Source organism: Campylobacter sp. CNRCH_2015_1657, from assembly GCF_025772685.1.
Lineage (GTDB): Bacteria > Campylobacterota > Campylobacteria > Campylobacterales > Campylobacteraceae > Campylobacter_D > Campylobacter_D lari_D.
The window spans coordinates 24,270-46,433 of sequence record NZ_JAKMSO010000003.1 but is presented as its reverse complement, the minus strand read 5'-3'; the positions used below and the strand labels follow the sequence as shown (position 1 = coordinate 46,433).

The 22,164-nt window shown below is 32.2% G+C and carries 25 protein-coding genes and 1 pseudogene; 21 read left to right on the top strand and 5 right to left on the bottom strand.

Annotated features, from left to right (window positions below):
- Nucleotides 1–382: 382 nt before the first annotated feature.
- The 3 genes and pseudogenes from L8X27_RS08035 to L8X27_RS03100 form a co-directional block, all read right to left on the bottom strand.
- Nucleotides 383–1,057: pseudogene (locus L8X27_RS08035) on the bottom strand (DAHL domain-containing protein); the annotation flags it as partial.
- Nucleotides 1,041–1,964, bottom strand: coding sequence for a cytochrome-c peroxidase (locus L8X27_RS03105; protein ID WP_243705637.1), 924 nt, complete (start codon nucleotides 1,962–1,964; stop codon nucleotides 1,041–1,043). The pseudogene L8X27_RS08035 and the gene L8X27_RS03105, both read right to left, overlap by 17 nt.
- A gap of 54 nt (nucleotides 1,965–2,018) precedes the next feature.
- Nucleotides 2,019–3,308 (bottom strand): MFS transporter, encoded by a 1,290-nt coding sequence (locus tag L8X27_RS03100; protein WP_263661436.1) that lies wholly within the window; start codon nucleotides 3,306–3,308, stop codon nucleotides 2,019–2,021.
- A gap of 135 nt (nucleotides 3,309–3,443) precedes the next feature.
- Between L8X27_RS03100 and infA the strand changes: the two genes are divergently transcribed.
- From infA to flgE, 15 genes are all read left to right on the top strand, one after another.
- A complete protein-coding gene (gene infA / locus L8X27_RS03095; RefSeq protein ID WP_012660842.1) occupies nucleotides 3,444–3,662 on the top strand; it encodes a translation initiation factor IF-1 in 219 nt (72 codons plus the stop codon).
- A gap of 173 nt (nucleotides 3,663–3,835) precedes the next feature.
- A complete protein-coding gene (gene rpmJ, locus L8X27_RS03090) occupies nucleotides 3,836–3,949 on the top strand; it encodes a 50S ribosomal protein L36 (protein WP_002781429.1) in 114 nt (37 codons plus the stop codon).
- A gap of 3 nt (nucleotides 3,950–3,952) precedes the next feature.
- The gene (gene rpsM, locus L8X27_RS03085) at nucleotides 3,953–4,318 is read left to right on the top strand and encodes a 30S ribosomal protein S13 (protein WP_012660843.1); all 366 of its coding nucleotides are present in this window, start codon (nucleotides 3,953–3,955) and stop codon (nucleotides 4,316–4,318) included.
- A gap of 9 nt (nucleotides 4,319–4,327) precedes the next feature.
- Nucleotides 4,328–4,720: a 30S ribosomal protein S11 gene (gene rpsK, locus L8X27_RS03080; protein ID WP_133319145.1), complete on the top strand. Its 393-nt coding sequence runs from the start codon at nucleotides 4,328–4,330 to the stop codon at nucleotides 4,718–4,720.
- A gap of 30 nt (nucleotides 4,721–4,750) precedes the next feature.
- Nucleotides 4,751–5,377, top strand: coding sequence for a 30S ribosomal protein S4 (gene rpsD, locus L8X27_RS03075; RefSeq protein ID WP_263659172.1), 627 nt, complete (start codon nucleotides 4,751–4,753; stop codon nucleotides 5,375–5,377).
- A 14-nt stretch (nucleotides 5,378–5,391) separates the two neighbouring features.
- Nucleotides 5,392–6,405, top strand: coding sequence for a DNA-directed RNA polymerase subunit alpha (locus L8X27_RS03070; protein ID WP_039627711.1), 1,014 nt, complete (start codon nucleotides 5,392–5,394; stop codon nucleotides 6,403–6,405).
- Between the two features lie 3 nt (nucleotides 6,406–6,408).
- The gene (gene rplQ / locus L8X27_RS03065) at nucleotides 6,409–6,762 is read left to right on the top strand and encodes a 50S ribosomal protein L17 (RefSeq protein ID WP_012660847.1); all 354 of its coding nucleotides are present in this window, start codon (nucleotides 6,409–6,411) and stop codon (nucleotides 6,760–6,762) included.
- Nucleotides 6,763–6,878: 116 nt separating this feature from the next.
- On the top strand, nucleotides 6,879–7,778 hold the full coding sequence (gene hisG / locus L8X27_RS03060) for an ATP phosphoribosyltransferase (protein ID WP_263662687.1): 900 nt from the start codon (nucleotides 6,879–6,881) through the stop codon (nucleotides 7,776–7,778).
- A 9-nt stretch (nucleotides 7,779–7,787) separates the two neighbouring features.
- A complete protein-coding gene (gene hisD / locus L8X27_RS03055; protein ID WP_263664494.1) occupies nucleotides 7,788–9,068 on the top strand; it encodes a histidinol dehydrogenase in 1,281 nt (426 codons plus the stop codon).
- On the top strand, nucleotides 9,065–10,132 hold the full coding sequence (gene hisB, locus L8X27_RS03050; RefSeq protein ID WP_263669986.1) for a bifunctional histidinol-phosphatase/imidazoleglycerol-phosphate dehydratase HisB: 1,068 nt from the start codon (nucleotides 9,065–9,067) through the stop codon (nucleotides 10,130–10,132). Before hisD ends, hisB begins: the two co-directional genes overlap by 4 nt.
- A complete protein-coding gene (gene hisH, locus L8X27_RS03045; protein WP_039640530.1) occupies nucleotides 10,129–10,710 on the top strand; it encodes an imidazole glycerol phosphate synthase subunit HisH in 582 nt (193 codons plus the stop codon). The genes hisB and hisH overlap by 4 nt, the downstream gene beginning before the upstream one ends.
- A gap of 6 nt (nucleotides 10,711–10,716) precedes the next feature.
- Nucleotides 10,717–11,451: a 1-(5-phosphoribosyl)-5-[(5-phosphoribosylamino)methylideneamino]imidazole-4-carboxamide isomerase gene (gene hisA / locus L8X27_RS03040; RefSeq protein ID WP_263681031.1), complete on the top strand. Its 735-nt coding sequence runs from the start codon at nucleotides 10,717–10,719 to the stop codon at nucleotides 11,449–11,451.
- Complete coding sequence (gene hisF, locus L8X27_RS03035) at nucleotides 11,433–12,200, top strand: imidazole glycerol phosphate synthase subunit HisF (protein ID WP_263681030.1); 768 nt, start codon at nucleotides 11,433–11,435, stop codon at nucleotides 12,198–12,200. The genes hisA and hisF overlap by 19 nt, the downstream gene beginning before the upstream one ends.
- A gap of 12 nt (nucleotides 12,201–12,212) precedes the next feature.
- Nucleotides 12,213–12,839 carry a bifunctional phosphoribosyl-AMP cyclohydrolase/phosphoribosyl-ATP diphosphatase HisIE gene (hisIE, locus tag L8X27_RS03030; protein WP_087700818.1) on the top strand — a complete coding sequence of 209 codons (627 nt, stop codon included), beginning with the start codon at nucleotides 12,213–12,215 and terminating at the stop codon, nucleotides 12,837–12,839.
- Nucleotides 12,840–13,151: 312 nt separating this feature from the next.
- On the top strand, nucleotides 13,152–15,629 hold the full coding sequence (gene flgE / locus L8X27_RS03025) for a flagellar hook protein FlgE (protein WP_263671435.1): 2,478 nt from the start codon (nucleotides 13,152–13,154) through the stop codon (nucleotides 15,627–15,629).
- Nucleotides 15,630–16,083: 454 nt separating this feature from the next.
- Here the strand turns inward: flgE and L8X27_RS03020 are convergent, their stop codons facing one another.
- Nucleotides 16,084–16,377, bottom strand: a complete 294-nt coding sequence (locus L8X27_RS03020; protein ID WP_263671436.1) for a hypothetical protein — start codon at nucleotides 16,375–16,377, stop codon at nucleotides 16,084–16,086.
- A 133-nt stretch (nucleotides 16,378–16,510) separates the two neighbouring features.
- Entirely contained in the window at nucleotides 16,511–17,752 is a 1,242-nt protein-coding gene (locus L8X27_RS03015; protein WP_220567024.1) for a multidrug effflux MFS transporter, read from the bottom strand.
- Between the two features lie 122 nt (nucleotides 17,753–17,874).
- On the opposite strand from L8X27_RS03015, the gene L8X27_RS03010 reads away from it, so the two are divergent.
- The 6 genes from L8X27_RS03010 to L8X27_RS02985 are packed head-to-tail and all read left to right on the top strand — an operon-like array spanning nucleotide 17,875 to nucleotide 22,164.
- Nucleotides 17,875–18,144 (top strand): iron-sulfur cluster biogenesis protein NfuA, encoded by a 270-nt coding sequence (locus L8X27_RS03010; RefSeq protein WP_039619526.1) that lies wholly within the window; start codon nucleotides 17,875–17,877, stop codon nucleotides 18,142–18,144.
- The gene (locus tag L8X27_RS03005; protein ID WP_133319159.1) at nucleotides 18,131–18,670 is read left to right on the top strand and encodes a histidine kinase; all 540 of its coding nucleotides are present in this window, start codon (nucleotides 18,131–18,133) and stop codon (nucleotides 18,668–18,670) included. Before L8X27_RS03010 ends, L8X27_RS03005 begins: the two co-directional genes overlap by 14 nt.
- Nucleotides 18,654–19,937 carry a UDP-N-acetylmuramoyl-L-alanyl-D-glutamate--2,6-diaminopimelate ligase gene (locus L8X27_RS03000; protein ID WP_263671437.1) on the top strand — a complete coding sequence of 428 codons (1,284 nt, stop codon included), beginning with the start codon at nucleotides 18,654–18,656 and terminating at the stop codon, nucleotides 19,935–19,937. Before L8X27_RS03005 ends, L8X27_RS03000 begins: the two co-directional genes overlap by 17 nt.
- On the top strand, nucleotides 19,938–20,243 hold the full coding sequence (locus L8X27_RS02995) for a YbaB/EbfC family nucleoid-associated protein (RefSeq protein WP_039667857.1): 306 nt from the start codon (nucleotides 19,938–19,940) through the stop codon (nucleotides 20,241–20,243). It abuts the gene before it with no gap.
- Nucleotides 20,240–21,319, top strand: coding sequence for a PDZ domain-containing protein (locus tag L8X27_RS02990; RefSeq protein WP_263662673.1), 1,080 nt, complete (start codon nucleotides 20,240–20,242; stop codon nucleotides 21,317–21,319). The genes L8X27_RS02995 and L8X27_RS02990 overlap by 4 nt, the downstream gene beginning before the upstream one ends.
- A complete protein-coding gene (locus tag L8X27_RS02985) occupies nucleotides 21,319–22,164 on the top strand; it encodes a polyprenyl synthetase family protein (RefSeq protein WP_263671451.1) in 846 nt (281 codons plus the stop codon). The genes L8X27_RS02990 and L8X27_RS02985 overlap by 1 nt, the downstream gene beginning before the upstream one ends.

Sequence of the window (22,164 nt, the reverse complement as noted above, 5' to 3'; positions counted from 1 at the left end):
AAAGTGAACTTTGCTGTAAAATTTCAGCATTTTGGGAAAGTTTTTGTGAGCTTTTGTGGCTTGAATTTGCAGTTTGTATGGCTTCTAAAACTGAATTTTGCACTATCTGTATGAAAGAATTAATATAGCTAGCACTTGTAGCTAATTCACTTTTTTTATCAATGTCTAATCTTGCACTTAAATTCGCATGTTCTCCCGCTAGATTTGCACTTAGTTTTTCAAGTAAAGATATAGGTATGATTACTTTTTTTAATGTTAAAAGTATGAAAAAAATCAATACAACTAAGGTAAATAGGAAAATTCCTATAGCTGTATAAAGATTATATTTATTTTGTAGATTGATATTTTTAGCAATTAAATTTTGGTGTGCTAGAATTTGTTTTTGCAGTTCTTGATCAAGAAAACTTTGAGAATTATCTTTTAATATTTTAATTTGACTTAATATCATCTTACAATGTGTATTAAAAAGCTCAAATAACTCTTGTGGTAATTGAGAATCTTTTGCGTTTAAATTTGTGACAAGATTTTGTAATCTATTTTGCGCTAAAGGTTCTAATATATCCATAGTTCCTATAATGCTTAAAATATTTCCTATATATTCTATTTGTTTAGCCTCTTGAGTAGTGAGTGCTAATTGATTTGTTTGTTTGATGATTTCTTGTTGAATTTCATAAAGATAAAGCTTTGAATTTATAGCAATAGAATTGGCTGATTTAAAATGTTGTAGTTGTGTATTTTTTTTCTGAAAAATTGCTTCTAGCTTTTTAGTATCTATTTCATTAGCTTTTAAAATAGCTAAAGTATTTTCAAAATCTCTTACTAGTTTGACGCTAATGTCATAGTTTTGTAGATTTAGTTTATTTTTAAAAATTTCATCTATTTTAGTATCTAGAATTTCTAATTTTTGAAAAGAATCCATAATAAGTGAATTTCTTTTGGTGGTATTGTAAGTATTAAAAATAAATAAAGTCAAAGTTAAAAGCAATACCAAAACCACTATGGATAAAGTGATGAATTGTTTTAAAAAAGAGAAAGTTTTTTTATTTGAGTGGATCATGGTATTCTCCTGTTAAAGAATTTAAAAATGCAACTATATCATCAACTACATCTTGCTCTAAAAATTTACCAAGCTGATAATACGCCATAAATTGTACGCAAGCATCAAGTGTTGGCATAGAACCATCATGAAAATAAGGAGCAGTTTTGGCTATGTTTCTAAGACTTGGCACTTTTACTACAAATTGATCGTGAGGATCTTGAGTGATCTCATAGCGTCCTTTCCAATTTGTTCCATTATCATAAGGAACAAATACCCCCATTTTTTGATACATATTTCCACCTATATTTTGTCCTTGATGGCACGCTATACAACCATTTGATAAAAAGGCATTATAGCCTCTTTTTGCTTGTTCGCTTATAGCATTTTTATCTCCCTTTAAGTAGCGATCAAATGGGGAATTTGGCGTAAGTAAGGTTTTTTGAAATTCAGCTAAAGCATCTGCTATATTATCAAAGGTAACTTCTCCGTAAAGTCTTTTAAATTCTTTTTCATAAATTGCGTTAGTTTTTACTATTTGCACCACTTCATCTGCATCTTTTAACCCCATTTCTTTAGGGTTTAACAAAGGATGTTTGGCTTGTTCTTGTAAATCTTTTGCATTGCCTCTCCAAAATTGTGCTAGGCTAAAAACGGCATTAAAATTTGTAGGAGTATGGAATGGCTCATCTATTATGCCATTAATACCTGTTGAAAAAGTTTTATTATCTACTCCAAAATTTGCAATATCATGACAACTATTGCAAGATACTTTTTTATCTTTTGATAAACTTGTATCCATATAGAGTTTTTTTCCTAAAATAGCTTTTTCTTTATTATAAGGAATGCTTTCTGGTATAGGTGTAATCATTTCAAATGCTAAAAGTGGCAACAAAGAAAGTATTAAAACAATAAAAATTTTCATAATCATTTTCCTTTAATTTTATAAATTTTTAATTAATAATTTTTTTTAATTATAACATTAAAATCTTAACCTCTTATAAGTAAATATGGTAGTTATCAGTGTTATCAGGGATAAAAACAAAATATAAATAAAAATTCCATACACGAAAGGATTTTCAGGTTTTATAGCCAAAGAATGTAATGCAAATACAAGTTGAGGAGTGAAACCACCCGCTATTGCATAAGCTATATTATAAGAAAAAGAAATTCCACTAAAACGAATACTTGGCTTAAAAATTTTACACATTAAAATAGGTGCTAAAGCATTAATACCACCAAAAAAACACGCTATAAAATAAAAATATATACTCAAATGCAAAATTTGAGCATAGAAAAAATAAAAATAAAAAAAGCACGATAAACTAAATCCTATGGTAAAAATTAAAGCGGTAGCTAAAAAACCAAATTTATCAACCCAAATTCCAGCAAGTAAAGTTCCACAAGATAAAATTACTATTGCAAACATTTGGATTAAAATCGCATCTGTTTTATCAAGAATCAAAACTTCTGATATAAAATTAGGCATAAGTAAAATAAGTATTATCACGCAAGCTGTGAGCATCCAAGTTAAAAGCATAGAAGCAATGATGTCTAAATAAATATTTTTTTCTTTAAAAAGTGTTTTTAAAGGAAATTTTTCTAAATCATTTTCTTGTCGCATTTTTTGAAAAACAGGTGTTTCTTCTAAAAATTTTCTAAGATATATAGAAATGATACCAAAAAATCCACCTATAGCAAATGGAATACGCCAAGCATATTCATAAATTGCTTCTTGATCAAAGTAATGATTAATCGCTAAGGCAACAATACAACCTAAAAGAATTCCAAAAGCCATAGAAGCATTAATAGCGCTAATATAAAAACTATCTCTTCCATCGGGTGCATGTTCTTTTACAAATACCCAAGCACCAGGGAGTTCTCCGCCTATAGCTATACCTTGAGCTATTCTAACAAGTAGTAAAAAAATAGGAGCAAAATATCCTATAGTTTCAAAAGTAGGTATAAAAGCTAGAGAGAAAGTTGGAAACACCATGAGTAATATACTAAGCATAAACATCTTTTTACGACCCATTTTATCTCCAAAATGTGCCATAATTATACCACCGATTGGTCTAGCTAAATATCCTGCTGCGAAAGCCCCATAAGTGTTTAAAAGTTTCCAAAAATCACTTAAATCACTAGGAAAAAAATTTCTTGAAATATAATTAGCAAAAAATACAAAAATAACAAAATCATAAAATTCTAAAGCTCCACCCAAAGAAGATAAGGAAAGAGTTTTAAAATCACCTCTTTTTAAAGTTTTTGACATCTATAAATACTTTCTTTTTGTAGTAATTTTGTAATTATAGTAAAAATATTATAGTTTGTAAAAAAATATTAAAAATTTAAAAAGAAAAATTGTGATAAAATAATAGCTTTGTATTTTATAGAAAGGAGAGAAATATTGGCAAAAGATGATATTATCGAAATCGATGGTAATGTAATCGAAGCTTTACCTAATGCGACTTTTAAAGTTGAATTAGATAATAAACATGTGATACTTTGTCATATTGCAGGTAAAATGCGTATGCATTATATTAGAATTATGCCTGGCGATAGAGTTAAAGTAGAGCTAACGCCTTATAGTCTTGATAAGGGTCGTATTACATTTAGATACAAATAAGTCTAAGTTGTTTAAAAGCAAAAGTAAAGTATAATTAGCACTTTTGCAGAAATTGCAATAAAACTGTATGAAGAAGTATTTTCAAAATCACCACTTATTTTGAAAATAGTTGGTTGCTCTAAAAACCTGGTGCAGTTGTAAAAAAGTGGAATTTACAATAACAGGAGTAAAGCATGAAAGTTAGACCATCTGTTAAAAAGATGTGTGACAAATGCAAAGTAGTTCGTCGTAAAGGCGTAGTTCGCATTATTTGCGAAAATCCAAAACACAAACAAAGACAAGGATAATTTATGGCTCGTATTGCAGGTGTAGATTTACCAAAGAAAAAAAGAATTGAATATGGTTTGACTTATATTTATGGTATAGGTTTGCATACTTCAAGAAAAATCTTAGATAAAACCGGAATTTCTTATGATAAAAGAGTTCATGAGTTAAGTGAGGACGAAGCAGCGGCTATCCGTAAAGAAATTCAAGAAAACTATATGGTTGAGGGTGATCTTAGAAAACAAGTTGCTATGGATATCAAAGCATTAATGGATCTAGGAAGCTTTAGAGGCTTAAGACATAGAAAAGGCTTACCGGTTCGTGGTCAAAAAACAAAAACAAATGCCAGAACTAGAAAAGGTAAGAGAAAAACCGTTGGTGCAAAATCATAAGGATAGAAAATGGCAAAAAGAAAAGTTGTTAAGAAAAAAATAGTTAAAAAAAATATAGCTAAAGGTATAGTTTATATCAGTGCAACATTTAATAATACTATGGTTACTGTAACTGATGAAATGGGAAATGCTATTGCATGGAGTAGTGCAGGTGGTTTAGGATTTAAAGGTTCTAAAAAATCAACTCCTTATGCGGCACAACAAGCAGTAGAAGATGCTTTAAATAAAGCAAAAGAACATGGTATTAAAGAAGTAGGCATTAAAGTACAAGGGCCAGGAAGTGGTCGTGAAACAGCAGTTAAAAGTGTAGGTGCTATGGAAGGTATCAAAGTAACTTTCTTAAAAGATATTACCCCATTAGCTCATAATGGTTGTAGACCACCAAAACGTCGTCGTGTCTAAGAATAAGATATAAGATTTAGGAGAATTATAATGGCAAGATATAGAGGACCAGTAGAAAAATTAGAAAGACGACTTGGCGTAAGCTTGGCAATGAAAGGCGAAAGAAGATTAGCAGGTAAAAGTGCTTTAGATAAACGCCCTTACGCACCAGGTCAGCATGGACAAAGAAAAGCTAAAATTAGTGAATATGGACTTCAATTAAGAGAAAAACAAAAAGCTAAATTTATGTATGGTGTTAGTGAAAAACAATTTAGAAGATTATTTAGTGAAGCTGCTAGAAAAGATGGCAATACCGGTGCGCTTTTGATCCAGCTTTTAGAACAAAGACTTGATAATGTTGTTTATAGAATGGGTTTTGCTACAACACGCCGTTTTGCTAGACAACTTGTAACTCATGGACACATTTTAGTAAATGGTAAAAGAGTAGATATTCCTAGTTATAGAGTAGAAGCAGGCCAAAAAGTTGAAGTGATTGAAAAAAGCAAAAACAATCCTCAAATTTCAAGAGCGATCGAACTTACTGCTCAAACTGGTATAGTTGCTTGGGTTGATGTAGAAAAAGATAAAAGATTTGGAATTTTTACAAGAAAACCTGAAAGAGAAGAAGTTATCATTCCAGTTGAGGAAAGATATATCGTTGAGTTGTACTCTAAATAATAAAGGTTTTTGATATGAGACATATTACAACTTCTGCTTATACACCAACAGAGTTTAGTATTGAAAATATCAGTGATACAGTAGCAAAAGTAAGTGCATGGCCTTTTGAAATCGGTTATGCTATTACTTTGGCGCATCCTTTGCGTCGTTTGCTTTATTCAAGCACAGTAGGTTTTGCTCCAACAGGAGTTAAAATCAAAGGCGTAGCGCATGAATTTGATAGTATGCGTGGTATGCTTGAAGATGTAGCATTGTTTATTATCAATCTAAAAAAATTAAGATTTAAACTAAAAACAGATTCTGAAAAAGAAATCGTAACTTTTAGTTTTAAAGGACCAAAAGAAATTTGCGGAAAAGACTTAGACAATGAAGTTGTTGAAGTTGTGAATGCAGATAGCTATCTTGCAACGATTAATGAAGATGCAGATTTAGAATTTACTTTAATCATTGAAAAAGGTATAGGTTATGTGCCTTCTGAAGAAATTCAAAATTTCTTAGATCCTGAATTTATAGCACTTGATGCGTTCTTTACTCCGGTAAAACATGCGGTTTATGATATAGAAAAAGTGCTTTTTGAAGATAATCCAGATTATGAAAAAGTTGTTTTTACAATCACAACTGATGGTCAAATTTCACCAAGTGACGCTTTTAAAAATGCTTTAGAAGCAATGTATAAACAATTATCAGTGTTTGATAAAATCACTAATGCACAAAGCGTTGTAAGAAGTCAAACACCAAATAATGAAGTAGAACATGTAAAATTACTTCAAAATATAACTGAGTTAAATTTAAGTGCAAGAAGTTTTAACTGCTTAGAAAAAGCAAATGTAGTTTATATTGGTGAACTTGCCTTAATGAGTGTTAGCGAACTTGCAGATTTAAAAAATCTTGGTAAAAAATCTTTAGATGAGATTAAAAGTGTAATGGAATCTATAGGTTTCCCTATAGGAAATTCAAAACTCAGTGATAGTGCAAAAGAAACGCTAAAGAAAAAAATTACAGAATTAAAAGCACAAAATGAAGGATAATCAATGAGACATAGACATGGATATAGAAAGTTAGGTCGCACTTCTACTCATCGTGCAGCCTTATTAAAAAACCTTACCATTGCTATTATTAAAGCAGGTAAAATAGAAACAACATTACCTAAAGCAAAAGAATTAAGAGGTTATGTTGAAAGATTGATCACTCGTGCAAGAAAAGGTGATTTCAATGCTCACAGAGCAGTTTTTGCTAGCTTGCAAGATAAAGAAGCTACAAATAAACTTGTAACAGAAATTGCACCTAAATTCGCAGATAGAAATGGCGGTTATACAAGAATTATCAAAACAAGAATCCGCCGTGGCGATGCTGCAGAAATGGCTTTCATCGAATTCGTAGCTTAATTTTTAGCCTTTTAAAGGCTAAAAACTTCTTATTTTTATTTATTTACTTACTATTTTTTGTATTTTTATCCATTTTTTGCTACTATTAATCTTTTTAACTACAAAAAAGGAAAAAAATGCAAGAAAATTCAAGATTACGCATAGCTATACAAAAATCAGGTCGTTTAAGTAAAGATTCTATTGCCTTGCTTGAGTCCATAGGCGTAAAACTTCGCATACACGATCAAAGTTTAATTGCTTTTTCTACAAATTTACCTATTGATTTACTTAGAGTAAGAGATGATGATATACCAGGGTTAATTTTTGATGGAGTAGTAGATCTTGGCATAGTTGGGGAAAATGTTTTAGAAGAAAATGAGTTAGAAAGAAAATCAAAAAACGAAAATGCAGATTTTATAATGCTTAAAAAGCTTGATTTTGGTGGGTGTCGTCTGTCTTTAGCATTGCCAGAAAATAGTGAGTATAAAGGTATAGAAAGTTTTAAAAATTTACGCATAGCAACTTCTTATCCACAGCTTTTAAAGCGTTTTATGGAAGAAAATAGCATTCCTTATAAAACTTGTATGCTAACAGGCTCAGTTGAAGTAGCACCAAGTGCAAATTTAGCTGATGGAGTTTGTGATTTAGTTTCAAGTGGAGCTACTTTAAAAGCAAACGGACTTAAAGAAGTTATGGTGATTTATAAGTCAAAAGCTTGCATTATCCAAAGAAAAGAAAGTTTAGCTTCACACAAACAAGAATTAATCGATAAATTACTCATTAGAATTCATGGAGTTATGCAAGCAAGAGAGTCAAAATACATCATGTTGCATGCTCCTATTGAAAAGCTAGAAAAAATCACAGCCTTGTTACCAGGTGTTGAAAAACCTACAATTTTACCTTTAGAAAATGATAAAGCTAGAGTGGCATTACATATGGTAAGTCAAGAAAATTTATTTTGGGAAACTATGGAAGCTTTGAAAAAAGAAGGTGCAAGTGCGATTTTAGTTTTACCTATTGAAAAAATGCTCTCTTAAAGGATAAAAATGCAAATACTTGATTTTGAAAAATTAAACCAAAGCGAACAAGAATTAGCACTCAAGCGTCCTGCTATGAGTGCTAATGCGCAGGTTAAAACCATAGTAGAACAAATTATTGAAGATGTTAAAATAAATGGCGATGAAGCTTTAAAACAAATGGCTATAAAATTTGATAAAGTAGAGTTAAATTCCATCAAACTAAGTGATGAAGAGCTTAGTAATTTAGCAGAGCAAATTGATGATGAGTTAAAACAAGCTATCAAAATAGCTTATGAAAATATCTATAAATTCCACAAAGCTCAAGAAAGTCAAACCATAGAGGTTCAAACCTTTGAAGGGGTAACTTGCAAGGTGCTAACAAGAGCCATTGAAAAAGTAGGGCTTTATATACCAGGAGGCTTAGCACCACTTTTTTCAACCGCACTTATGCTAGCTATCCCTGCTAAAATTGCAAAATGTAAATTCATAGCCTTAGCTTCCCCAGCGCCATTACATCCTGCCATTGCTTTTGTGGCAAAACTTTGTGAAGTTGATGCAGTGTATCAAATAGGTGGAGCAGGAGCTATAGCAGCGCTTGCTTATGGAACGCAAAGTGTGCAAAAAGTAGATAAAATTTTTGGCCCAGGAAATGCTTTTGTAACTGAAGCCAAAAAGCAAGTTAATAATCATGGAGTAGCTATTGATATGCAAGCAGGGCCTTCTGAAGTGTTAGTTTTAGCAGATGAGTTTGCTAATGCTAAATTTATAGCTTCAGATTTACTCTCGCAAGCTGAACATGGAGCAGATTCTCAAGCGATTTTAGTTTGCACAAGTGAAAAATTAGCTAAAGAAGTAGATAATGAAGTTGCTTTACAGCTTGAAAAACTCTCGCGTAAAGAAATTGCTTCAAAATCTTTAGCACACTCTAAAATCATTCTTGCAAAAGATATAAAACATGCCATAAGTATTTCAAATGACTATGCACCCGAGCATTTGATCATTCATACACAAAATCCATCTAGCTTGCTTGATGATATTATGCATGCAGGTTCGGTATTTTTAGGTGAGTATTCTCCAGAATCTATGGGAGATTATGCAAGTGGAACAAATCATGTATTGCCAACTTATGGTTTTACCAAGTCTTATTCTTCACTAGGGCTTGCTGATTTTATGAAAAGAATGACTGTACAAGAACTTAGCAAAGAAGGCTTTAAAAAGCTTGGTCCTGTGGTGGAAATTTTAGCAGCAGCTGAAGGGCTTGATGGGCATAAAAATGCCGTGAGTTTAAGATTAGAAAGTCTAAAATGAGTGCAAAAATTTTATTTATCGATAGAGATGGCACGCTCATTGATGAGCCAAAAGATGATTTTCAAATCGATTCTTTGGAAAAACTTGAGTTTGAAAAAGGTGCTATCAATGCGCTTTTAAAGTTAAAAAATTTTGGTTTTAAATTTGTTATGGTAAGTAATCAAGATGGCCTAGGCACAAATTCTTTTCCTAGGGAAAATTTTGACAAGGCTCATGAAAAAATGCTAAGTGTTTTTCAAAGTTGTGGCATAGAATTTGAAGATATTTTTATATGTCCGCATTTTGAGCATGAAAATTGCGCCTGCAGGAAGCCAAAAACTGCCATGCTTGAAAACTATATCAAAAATAAACTTTATGATAAAACCAAAAGTTTTGTTATAGGCGATAGAGACAGCGATATGCTTTTAGCGCAAAATCTTGAAATTCAAGGTTTAAAATACGATAAAAACGATTTTAACTGGGAGCAAATCGCTGATTTTATTTTGCAAAATTACCGCAGTGCCTGTATAGAGCGTAATACCAAAGAAACCCAAATTCAAGTTAAAATGGCTTTTAATGAAAAAGCAAAAGCTAATATAAAAACAAATATCGCATTTTTTGATCATATGTTAGAGCAAATTGCTACGCATGCAAATATATCTTTAGAGATAAGATGCAAAGGGGATTTAGAAGTTGATGAACATCACAGCGTAGAAGATGTCGCACTTGCTTTGGGCGAGGCTATTAAAAATGCACTAGATCAAAAAATAGGTATTGCAAGATATGGCTTTGTTTTACCTATGGATGAGTGCTTGGCAAGTTGTGCGATTGACTTTTGCAATAGGCCACATTTAGTTTATAAGGCTAAGTTTAAAAAAGAAAAACTTGGAGAATTAAGCACAGAAATGATAGAGCATTTTTTCTACTCACTAAGCTATGCTATGGGTGCGAGTTTGCATTTAAAAGTTAAAGGCAAAAACGATCATCACAAAGCCGAAGGACTTTTTAAAGCCTTTGCAAGAGCTTTAAAAATGGCTATAAAAATAGAAAATGAAAACCTAGCAAGCTCTAAAGGAGTGATATGAAACTAGCTATTATAGATACGGGTTGTGCGAATTTAGCTTCACTTGCTTTTGCACTCGAGCGTTTAGGGCAAAAAAGTATTATCACGCATGATTTAAAAGAACTCTCACAAGCAGATAAGCTTTTGCTTCCTGGTGTTGGCACAGCAGCTAAAGCAATGGCTAATCTGCAAGCACTTAATTTAGAAAATTTTATCCAAACTACCACGAAACCACTTTTAGGTATTTGTCTTGGTATGCAAATTTTGGGTAAATTTTCAGAAGAATTACACCAAAAAACACTTGGCATTATGCCTTTTGATACACAAAAATTCCAAGAAAAAGCAAATTTTACTTTCCCACATATGGGGTGGAATCAAGTCTTTAGTTCACATGAACTTTTTAAAGGCTTAGATGGGGCTTATTTTTATTTTGTGCATAGTTATTGTGTGGGGTTAAATGAATACACCATCGCAGAGTGTGAGTATTCTACTAAATTTAGTGCAAGTTTAAACAAAGACAATTTTTATGGCGTGCAGTTTCACCCTGAAAGAAGTGGCGAAGCGGGTGAAGTATTATTAAAAAATTTCATAAATATGTAGGTAAAAATGCAAACTCAAATCATTCCAGCATTAGACTTAATAGATGGCAAAGTAGTAAGGCTTTATAAAGGAGATTATACTAAAAAGCAAGAATACAGTTTTGATCCTTTAGCTAAATTTCAAGAGTATGAGGCTCAAGGCATTGCTTGGCTTCATTTGGTGGATTTAAGCGGTGCAAAAGATCCTAGTAAAAGACAACTAAAACTCATAGAAAATCTAGCTTCTAAAATCAAAGTAAATCTTCAAGTAGGTGGGGGAATTCGCACTAAAGATGAGGTTAAAGCTTTGTTTGATAGCGGTGTTAAACGCGTAGTTATAGGCTCTTTAGCGGTTAAAAATAAAGCCTTTACACAAGAGCTTTTGAGCGAATTTGGCGTAGAAAATATAGTCTTAGCGCTTGATAGTATTTGTGTTAAAGATGAGTTTTTTGTGGCTGTTGATGCGTGGAGTAAAACAAGCGATGAAAAATTATTTGAGCTTTTAAATTTTTACAAAAATGTAAAGCACATTTTATGCACAGATATTTCTAAAGATGGCACGATGAGTGGAGCAAATATCACTTTATATAAAACTTTGCATGAGAAATTCCCACATTTACAAACCCAAGCAAGCGGAGGTGTGGCAAGCTTAGAAGATTTTAAAAAGCTAAATGGCATAGTAAGTGGTATCATTGTAGGTAAAGCCTTACTTGATAAAGAATTTAGTATAAAGGAGGCTAAAGAATGCTTGCAAAACGCATAATCGCATGTTTAGATGTAAAAGATGGTAGAGTAGTTAAAGGGGTGCAGTTTAAAAACCATGAAGATATGGGCGATATCATCGAGCTTGCTAATTTTTACTCACAAAATGGCATTGATGAGCTTGTATTTTATGATATTACAGCTTCAGCTAAAAATGAGCGCATTGATAGAACTTGGGTAAGCAAGGTAGCACAAAATATCTCTATACCATTTTGCGTTGCAGGAGGTATAAAAAGCGAAGATGACGCAAAAGAGCTTTTAGCAAATGGTGCTGATAAAATTTCTATTAATTCCCCTGCTTTAAATGATCCTGATTTAATCTCACGCCTTGCAAAAAGCTTTGGAGTGCAATGTGTAGTCGTAGGTATAGATACTTTTAAAGATGAAAACAACGAGCTTTTAGTCTATAAATACACCGGAGATGAGAGCAAATCTCATCATAGTGGTAAAAAAACACTAGAGTGGGTAAAGCAAGTATGCGAGCTAGGTGCGGGTGAAATCGTGCTAAATATGATGAATCAAGATGGTATGAGAAAGGGTTATGATCTTGATCAACTTGCTAAAGTTAGACAAATTTGCCCTGTGCCTTTAGTAGCAAGTGGTGGTGCAGGAGTTAAAGAGCATTTTTTAGACGCTTTTAAACTCGGTGTTGATGGAGCTTTGGCAGCTTCAGTGTTTCATAAAAAACTTATAGATATTAAAGAATTAAAACTATTTTTAAAAGATCAAGGCATACAAATTCGTATTTAAAAAGGAAAAGCTATGAAGATAAATGAGGAAGAATTCATAAAAAGCATTAATTGGCAAAAGGTTAATAACCTTGTTCCTGTGATCATTCAAGATTATCATTCTTGTGAAGTTTTAATGCAAGGTTTTATGAATGAAGAGGCATTAAGAGAGAGTTTTAAGCACCAAAAGGTTGTGTTTTACTCACGCACTAAAGAGCGTTTGTGGATGAAAGGCGAGCAAAGTGGGAATTTTTTACATATCATAGATATGGGGCTTGATTGTGATAGAGATTGTATTTTGATTTTAGTTAAACCTAGCGGAGCTACTTGTCACACGGGTGATACTTCTTGTTTTGAAACACTTTCTAAAAAGGCTGATTTTGTGTTTTTATCGCGTCTTGAAAGGCTGATTAATTCTCGTAAAAACACTTGCGCAAGTTCTTCTTACACGGCTGAGCTTTTTTCAAAAGGCACTAAACGCATAGCACAAAAAGTAGGCGAAGAAGGCGTTGAAACGGCTTTAGCTGCTACTATTAAAGACAAAGATGAGCTTATAAATGAAGCAGCTGATTTACTTTATCATTTAGAAGTGTTATTAGCTGATGCGGATTTGAGTTTAAATGATGTGATTGCTAAATTAAAAGAAAGAAATAAAAGTTAAGCGTGATTTCTCACGCTTAATTAAGCAATATTTTTGAAAAGATTCACTAACTATATCGAGTAATTTTAAAAAAACTTTACACTTTAAAGACATAGCATGCATTTTTATAACAATTTGTTATGAAAATTGTAGACATTAATTTTTTGACTAAAAGCTTTATTTTCCATTATTTTACTAAATTACTTTTACAATATATGTATTCAATTTAATTTTATTTTATTTACATTTTTGGAACACTTATTGCTTTGTCTTGGCTAAGCAATAGTAGATTGTGAAGTAATCACAAAGCAATATTTTTTAAAGGATTTAATTATGATGAGATCTCTTTGGGCTGGGGTTTCAGGACTCCAAGCACACCAATACGCAATGGATGTAGAAGGTAATAACATAGCCAATGTTAATACATTTGGTTTTAAATATTCTCGTGCGGATTTCTCAACGCTTATGAGTCAAACTTCTAAGATAGCTACAGCTCCAGATGGCAACCTAGGTGGTAAAAACCCTATGCAAGTTGGACTTGGTGCAGGTGTAAATTCTACTACTAGAATTCACTCTCAAGGTAATATCCAAACTACAGACAAAAACACCGATATGGCTATCAATGGTGATGGATTTTTCATCGTTTCAAATGATGGTGGCACTACGCAGTTTTTCACCCGTGCAGGGGACTTTAAAACAGACGCAGTAGGAAATTTCGTAGATAATAACGGCTACACCGTTCAAGGTTGGAATTATAATCAAGAAACAGGGCAAATTGACTCTTCAACTTCAGTGCAAGATATAGTTATCCCACCTGGTATGAGTATGCCTGCTAGAGCAAGTACTTCAGTAAGCCTTACAGCAAATTTAGATAGTGGTAATACTTTGGGTATGAATGCTTCTGCTAAGCGTCCTATCTATGCTCTTGATTCACAACATGGAGTTAGAGCTGATACAGGAACGACTATAGATGAAAATGATACTGGCCATACTGAGTTTTATACTACTTCTAAAAGTGGAGCCCAAGTAACTGAAAAAGGTGTGGATATGGGTGTAGTATTTAATGCTCAAGGTGAGGGTTTAAACCTAAGAGATGGTCAAGGTATGTGGGTGAGTTTTGCTGATGCTAAGCATACTTCTAATATTACCATGAGTACAGATATGCCAACAGAGAGAGGGCAGTTGCAAGGAAATACGCAATATACTTTTTGGGGTATAAAAGATGGGGAAACAGTTCATAATGCTAGATTAGATATTACTATAAATGGTGTGCATATTACCGCTGAAGGTGTTGGTAAAGATGTATTTTTAAATGCTATCAATGCTAAGACAGCTGAAACTGGAGTGGTAGCTTCCATAGTAGATGGTAAAATGACTTTTACTAATGACAATAGCACAGGAACAACTGCCAAATCAAAAAATTTAAATATCACCATAAATAATGGCAATACAGCTGGATCTCAAGTTCAAACAAATCAAAATCCAACTCAAGGTGATTTAAATGCTGTTATAACCGCTAATGGAGATAATGCTAATACAAGAGCTTGGCTTGGAACAGATGGAGATAATGGAGCTGGAAATGTGAAAAATAATGTTCAAGTGGTAACTGCTCATGAGTATATTTATAGTAAAAATAATGTAGATATAGGAGCAAATCCTAATCCTAATGCAGCAAATGCTGGACAAGCAAATATGCCTGATATGAATAGTAAAAGATTTTTCCATACTACTGAAGATTTAAGAGAGCTTTTACAAAGAGATGCAAGATGGGGCGTGGATTATGATGGAGATGGGAAATTAGAAAATTGGGGAACTGGTGGCGCTCCTGATAATGGACCCGGTCAAGGTGATGCTAATGCTGGTGTAGAAGTAGTAGTAGAAAGTGATGGTAGATTTAAAATAACTAATCCTAAAAGTGAAAATTCAAAAGACATGACTTTTAAAGTTACAGGTTTTTCAGATGAGGTAAATAAAATCGCTACCAATGATAAATTCACAGCTATGTTTAGCGCCTTAGATGGAAATTTCAACGCAGGTAATAATGAAAAATATTCTCAAGATATGTATCTTTCAGCTCATACTGCTAGTATAGAAATCTTTGACTCATTAGGAACTAGACATGAGCTAACCGTGCAATTTACCAAACAAACTAAAACAGCAGATGGTGGGGCTGAATGGTCTATCATCATTTCAGTGCCTGAACCTGCAGAGATTAATTTTAGTGGTGATGGAGCTCCGGGAAATATAGTAGTAGGAAATTTAAGATTTGGTAATGATGGTTCGCTTCAAAGCTATACACCAAATGTATTAAATTTCACCGGAAACAACGGCTCAAAACCTGATCAAGTTATAAAACTTGACTTTGGAACAACAGGTGGTTTTGATGGTTTAACAAGCTATGATAAAGACTCATCTACTACTAAACAAGAAACAGATGGTTACACAGGGGGTAACTTAAAGCCAGATGCATTAAGAACTGATGAGAATGGTTATATCTATGGAGAATTTACAAATGGTAAAACTCTAGCGCTAGCTAAGGTTGCTCTAGCTACTTTCCCAAATAATATGGGTCTTGAAGAAATGGGTAATAACCTTTATAAAGCGACAGCAAACTCAGGAACAGCTACCATAGGTCATGCGGGCGAAGGTGGTAGAGGGGGCTTAAAAGGCTCAGCTATAGAAATGTCGAATGTGGATTTAAGTCGTGCATTAACAGAGCTTATCGTAATCCAAAGGGGTTATCAAGCAAACTCAAAAACGATTACCACAAGTGATCAGCTTTTAAATACTTTGCTTCAATTAAAACAATAATCTTAACCCAAGGTTTTAAAAACCTTGGGATCAAGCTTTACAAGGTTATCGAGGTAGCCTTGTAATACTTGATAGCCTTGAAGCCTTCAATCTATTGCTAACTCACTTCTTTCTTGCCTTAAGGAGTGAGTAGCATGATTTGCATATCGACAAGTTAAAATAAAAATTTATAAACTTGGATTTTTAAAATTTATCATTAATGGTTCTAGCCATTTGGTAGTTTCAAATACTTCTAGCTTGTTGTTTTTAAATTCTAAGAGTTTTTTATAATTTTGAGTATTGTCAAAAATAGTAATGCGATTACAGAATTTGACAACGGTGTTAAAATTTTGTAAAGACTCGTAGTATCTTTTTTCTATAAGCTCTTCTTTTATATCATGCCCGCCTTTAGCTACGCGAATTTTAACTCTTTGTTTTGCCGTGTTTGGAGAGTCTAGTCCGATGTAGTAAAGATTTATAGTGTAAGAATTTTTTGTAGCTTTTTGAATAAAGATAAAATGCTAGTGCCACAAAGTGTGGTTTCTTGGTTAAAATCATAAGCTTTTTTAATATAGTTTTCACGCATTTTAATGGCTATCCTTGAAGCTCTAAATTGATCTTCTCGATTTTTCCAATCACCAAAGCTACTTACGATTTCATCGATGTTGATTCTAAGTCCAAAGTCTTTGTTTTTTTCAAGTTCATTATAATATAAGGTAGTTTTTCCACATCCATTAACACCTGCAAAAATAGTAGCTATTTTTTTCATTAATAAAGCCTTTATTTTATTGATTGATGAGAAATTTTAACATAAATTGTTTATAAGTGTTTTGAAAATAAATATAAAGTTTTTTGAAAAAGGTTCGATATAGTCAATGAATCTTTTCAAAAATATTGCTTAATTAAGCGTGAGAAATCACGCTTAACTTCTTTTTGATTTTATTTAACTTTCTTTTATTAATCAAACTTAGATAAGAAATCAAAGATAAAAATGTGCAAGTTCCTAAAATAAGTGATAAAAATATAGGTGTATTGGCATTTAAAAGACTTACTAAAAATGCCATTACTCCTGCCATAGCAAATTGTGCTGCACCTAAGAGTGCTGAAGCACTGCCTGCATTTTGTTTTGATCTTGCCATAGCTAAGGTTGTGGTATTTGGCAGGATAAAACCCAAACTTGCTATGATAAAACACAAAGGAATTTCAAAAGCCCAAAAACCTAGCTCAAAAGTTGCACCCAAAATGAGTAAAAAAGTTAAAAAAGTAATTACCATAAGCGCTCTAGGGAGTATATAATAAGGAGAAAACCTAAGGACTAATCTTGCATTGATATTTGCACATATAACAAAGCTTAGAGCATGAGCTCCAAAAAGGGCTGCGTATTGTTGCTCGCTTAATCCAAAAACGCGTGTAAAAACAAAAGATGAGCCGGTTAAATAAGCAAAAAAACCTGCAAATATTAAATTTCCACAAAGCAAATATACTACAAAACGGCGATCTTTTAAAACTTTTTTGTAACTTTTTGTAACCTCTTTGTGATTGAATTTTTTTCCTTTGGTGTTGTGATTGCTTTCTTTTAGAACAAAAATAACAAGCAAAAATAAAATAAAGCCTAAGATAAACAATGTTAAAAATATACTACGCCAAGAAAAAAATTCAAGTAAAATTCCACCAAAAGTAGGAGAAAGCATAGGGGCTAAAGAAGTAAAAACCATCATTAAAGCATAAACTCCTGCTGCTTCTTTAAGCTCAAAAACATCATTTACTATAGCTCTTGCTACGACTACACCCACGCAACCTCCTAAAGCTTCAAAAAAACGCAAAGCTATAAAAGCATGAATGGAATCAACTAAAACACAAGCAATACTTGAAGAAATAAAAATAAAAAGTCCTATGTATAAAGGTTTTTTTCTGCCATATACATCACTTAATGGTCCATATAAAAGCTGACCTAAAGAAAAGGCGATGAAAAAACTTGCAAGAGAAAGTTGAGTGTAAAAAGAATTTGTTTGAAAGCTTTTTTCTACTTCATTTAAAGCAGGTAAATACATATCAGTTGAAAGTGGTGCTATGGCAGATAAAAAGCCTAGTATGATAATGAGTTTGAGTTTTTCAAAACCTTTTATTTGGGTGTGTTTTTGCATAAAATTTCCTAAAGTCTTTTTACCATTGTATAGCAAAAAGTCTAAAATAAACAATAATTTACATTTTTTAAAGGCAAATAAGATAAAATTAAACTAAAAATAATCAAGGAAAAATTATGAATATGCCTTTTAGTGATGAGGAATTAATCGAACCTGTAAAAGCCAGTCTAGCTAAAACTATGCATATTTTAGAAAATGATGGCGGAGGGCTTGATTTTTTGGGTGTGAAAAATGGTGTAGTTTATGTGAAGCTAACCGGAGCTTGTCATGGCTGCCCAGCTAGTGGGACGACTTTGAAATATGGCTTGGAAAAACAACTTAAAATCGATATACATCCAGATATTACTATAGTAAATTTAGCAGGTGGGGAAAGCGAATTTGCAAAATTATAAAAAAATAGCCATAGAATGTTTTTACAAAAAAGATTTTAAAAATGCTAAGATGTATTTTTCTCTCGCTTATGAAAAGCGTAAAAATAAGAGACTTTTAACTTTTATTAATATTTGTGATTTGGCTTTAAAAAGCCCTGAAGAAGCTTTTGTTTTTTTTGAATTTTTTATGCAAAATTATAAAAATACTAAAGTAGATAAAGACTTAGAAAAACTCATTAATCTTAGCCAAAGTGTGCAGTTTGAAGAAGATAGCGAAGATTTTGAGGGCTTGAGTTATCAAGATTTTTTACTTAGCGAAGCAAAAGTTGGGTTTAAACAAGCCTTAGAAAATGTTATAATATCTAATAAACTTATTATTAACGATAAAGAAGATTTTGTGGATTTTTTAGAAAAGCTTTTAGAACATGGTTATAAAGATATGCTCGTAGCTTATATGGAAGATGTTTCAGCGCATTTTTATTCTAATTATAGATTTATTAAGCTTAGTGAGAAAATCAAGGAATTAAATTATGATAGTAAAGATTGAAAATACTTTCATTTGTGATAATTCTAATGAATGCGAAAAAGATTGTTTTTTCTTAAAAACTACTCAAAATGAAAAATTTCTTCATCAAGCTTTAGAAAAACAAGCAAAAGTTATTGGCATTGGCGAATGCAAGAAGCTTTTAAATATAAATGAAAGTATTAAAATCATAGGCATTACAGGCACAAATGGCAAGACAACTACTGCGGGGGCTATTTACTCTATCTTGCTTGATTTAGGTTATAAATGTGCTTTAATGGGAACTAGGGGTAGTTTTATAAATGATAAAAATATCACTCCAAAAGGCTTAACTACTGCTCCTATTTTACAAACCTTAGAGCTTTTATCTTTAGCAAGTAAGGAAAAATGTGAATTTTTGATTATGGAAGTAAGCTCGCATGCTTTGGTGCAAAATCGCATTGAAGGGCTTGAGTTTAAGGCTAAAATTTTTACTAATATCACTCAAGATCATTTAGATTTTCATGGGGATTTTCAAAACTACCGAGTGGCAAAAGAAAGTTTTTTTACCGATGAGTGTATGAAATTTATCAACAAAGATGCAAAAGCTATAAATTTTAATGTCAAAGGTGCTTTTACTTATGGAGTGGAAAATCCAAGTTATTATCACATTAAAGCTTATGCTTTAAAAAATGGCATTGAAGCTGTGGTAAATTTTGGTAAAGAAACTTTTATGATTGATTCTTCTTTGGTGGGGCTTTTTAATCTTTATAATCTTTTGGCTGCAAGCGCTTGTGTAAATGAACTTGTTAAGCCAAATTTAAAAGAGCTTGAAAAGGCCATTAGTAATTTTGGTGGCATTGAGGGTAGAATGCAAGTGGTTGCAAAAGATGTGATTGTAGATTTTGCTCATACGCCCGATGGTATAGAAAAAGTTTTAGATGCTTTAAAATATCGTGATTTGATTGTGGTTTTTGGAGCAGGGGGAGATAGAGATAAAACTAAGCGTCCGTTAATGGCTAAAGTTGCCAAACACTATGCTAAAAAACTCATCATCACAAGTGATAATCCGCGTTCAGAAGAGCCAATGGATATAATTAATGATATTTTAAATGGTATAGAAAAAGATGAGAGTGTTTTTGTAGAATGTGATAGAAAAGAAGCAATCAAAAAAGCATTAGAGCTTAAAACAAAAGATGATTTTGTAGTGATTTTGGGTAAGGGCGATGAGACTTATCAAGAAATCAAGGGTGTAAAATATCCTTTTAATGATAAAGAAGTAGTATTAGAGATATTAAAAGAAGGAAAATAAATGTTTGAAAATATGGATTTTTCTAAAATGGGCGAGCTTTTAACTAAGGCTCAAGAAAAAGCAAATGAATTAGAGCAAGAAGCTTTAAAAAAAGAATTTAGTGCAAAAAGCGGTGGTGGTTTAGTAAAAGTTAGTGCTAATGGAAAAGGTGAAATCATCGATATAAACATTGATGATTCTTTGTTAGAAGATAAAGAGTCTATGCAAATTTTATTAATAGCAGCGATTAATGATGTGATGAAAATGGTAGAACAAAATAAAAAATCAATGGCTAGTAATTTATTTAGCGGAATGGGAATGCTATGAGAATTTTACTTTGTATTTTGGGTGTAGTTTGCACACTTTTTGCTGTGCCAAGACCGACTTTTAATGATTTTTTGGGTTGTTATGAAAAAAATAAAGCTAGTATGTTGATTTATGAGGGCTTACCTGCCTTTGCTTTAAATGAAAATACTTTAGCAGTAGTTAAAACTAAAAACGCGAAATTAAACAGCTATACTAAATATGATCCCTTTTTAAATTTGTATTTAGTAAAAACAGATTTTAGTTTAATTCCTGCACCTATGGGAAATGAAGAAGATTTAACACGCAATAGTTGGGTGGGAATTTTAGATAGCAATAAAAGCTATATAGGGCATTTGAAGTATTTTGGGCAAAGTTTGACAGAGCGTGATCAACTTGACTTTGCTTCTAAAATCGGAGAGCTTAACTCGCCGTGTTGTAAAATGCTTGGTATAAGTTTAGAAGATGGCAAACTTATAGGTAATCGTTATTTAAAACACTTTGCAAAATATCCTGATGCTTATTGGGGTGATATAGGTGTGGATTTTGATATGCGTGATGGCAAAATTTATGTTAAAAATGTGCGTAAAAATGGACAATTTTTACTTAATGATGAGCTTGTGAGTGTTGATGGACAAGCTTATGATGATTTAAGAAAACTAAATGAAAAAATTTTATTTGCTGATCGCGGTGCAACTTTATACTTTAATGTATTAAGAGACAATAAAGATGTTAATATCTCCACTATGGTTTTTGATAAAGACTTGGGTGCATTTGCTAAGCCTAAAAAAGTGGTTCAAGCTAAGCCAAGTTCTTTTTATAGTAATCTAGGATTACGCGTAGATATGAAAATGAATGTTACAGAAGTTACTCCAAATTCTAAAGCACAAATGGCTGGATTTTTAAAAGGGGATAAAATTTTAAGAATTAATAATCAAAAAATCAACAATTTTAATGAACTTCAAGCTGTTTTAGCTCAAGCTAATACTTTTGATATTCTAGTCTCAAGACAAGCAAGCAATATCCCTTCAGCGAAAAATAATGACTTTGAGCATTTTAATAAAGGATACTTTGACTTTTTTATAAGGCTAAATAAGTGATTTTAGAAAAATTCAAACAGCATTTAGAGCAAAATTTTCCTAAAACTCAAAGTTTTCATCCATTTTTTAATGAAGCATTAAAATGGATGTTAGAAGCTGGTGGGAAGCATTTTAGAGCCCAACTGCTTTTGGGTATAGTTAATGCTAAAAATCCTGCTTTGTTTGAAAAGGCTTTAAATGCAGCTTTGGCTTTGGAATTTATCCACACTTACTCTTTAATACATGATGATTTACCTGCTATGGATGATGCTTCTTTGCGTAGAGGAAAGCAAACTTTACACAAAAAATATGATGAAACTACGGCTATTTTAGTGGGCGATGCTTTAAATACTCAAGCTTTTTTACTTCTTTCTAAGCTTGATTTAAAAGAAAATGTTAGATTAAAACTCATAGAAACTCTAGCCTTTAATGCAGGGCTTGGTGGTATGATTATCGGGCAAGCTATTGATTGTTATTTTGAAGATATGCCTTTAAATTTAGAGCAAGTTGAGTTTTTGCACATTCATAAAACTGCAAGATTGATTGCAGCGGCTTTAAAAATGGGTTGTGAAATTTGTGAGTTAGATGAAAAAGAATGCGAGCAAATTTATGAAATAGGGCTTTTAATAGGATTAGTTTTTCAAATTAAAGATGACATTATCGATGCGACTTTAGATACTCAAGAAGCAGGAAAGCCAACTCATAATGATTTGCATAAAAATTCTTTTGTTAAACTTTTAGGTTTAGAAGGTGCTAAAAAGGTAAAAGATGATAAAATTGCTTTATGTGAAGAAAAAATGAAAAATTTAGACTCTAAGCTTGCTAATGAGCTTCAAATTTTGATTGATAAATATTTAAAAGGTTAA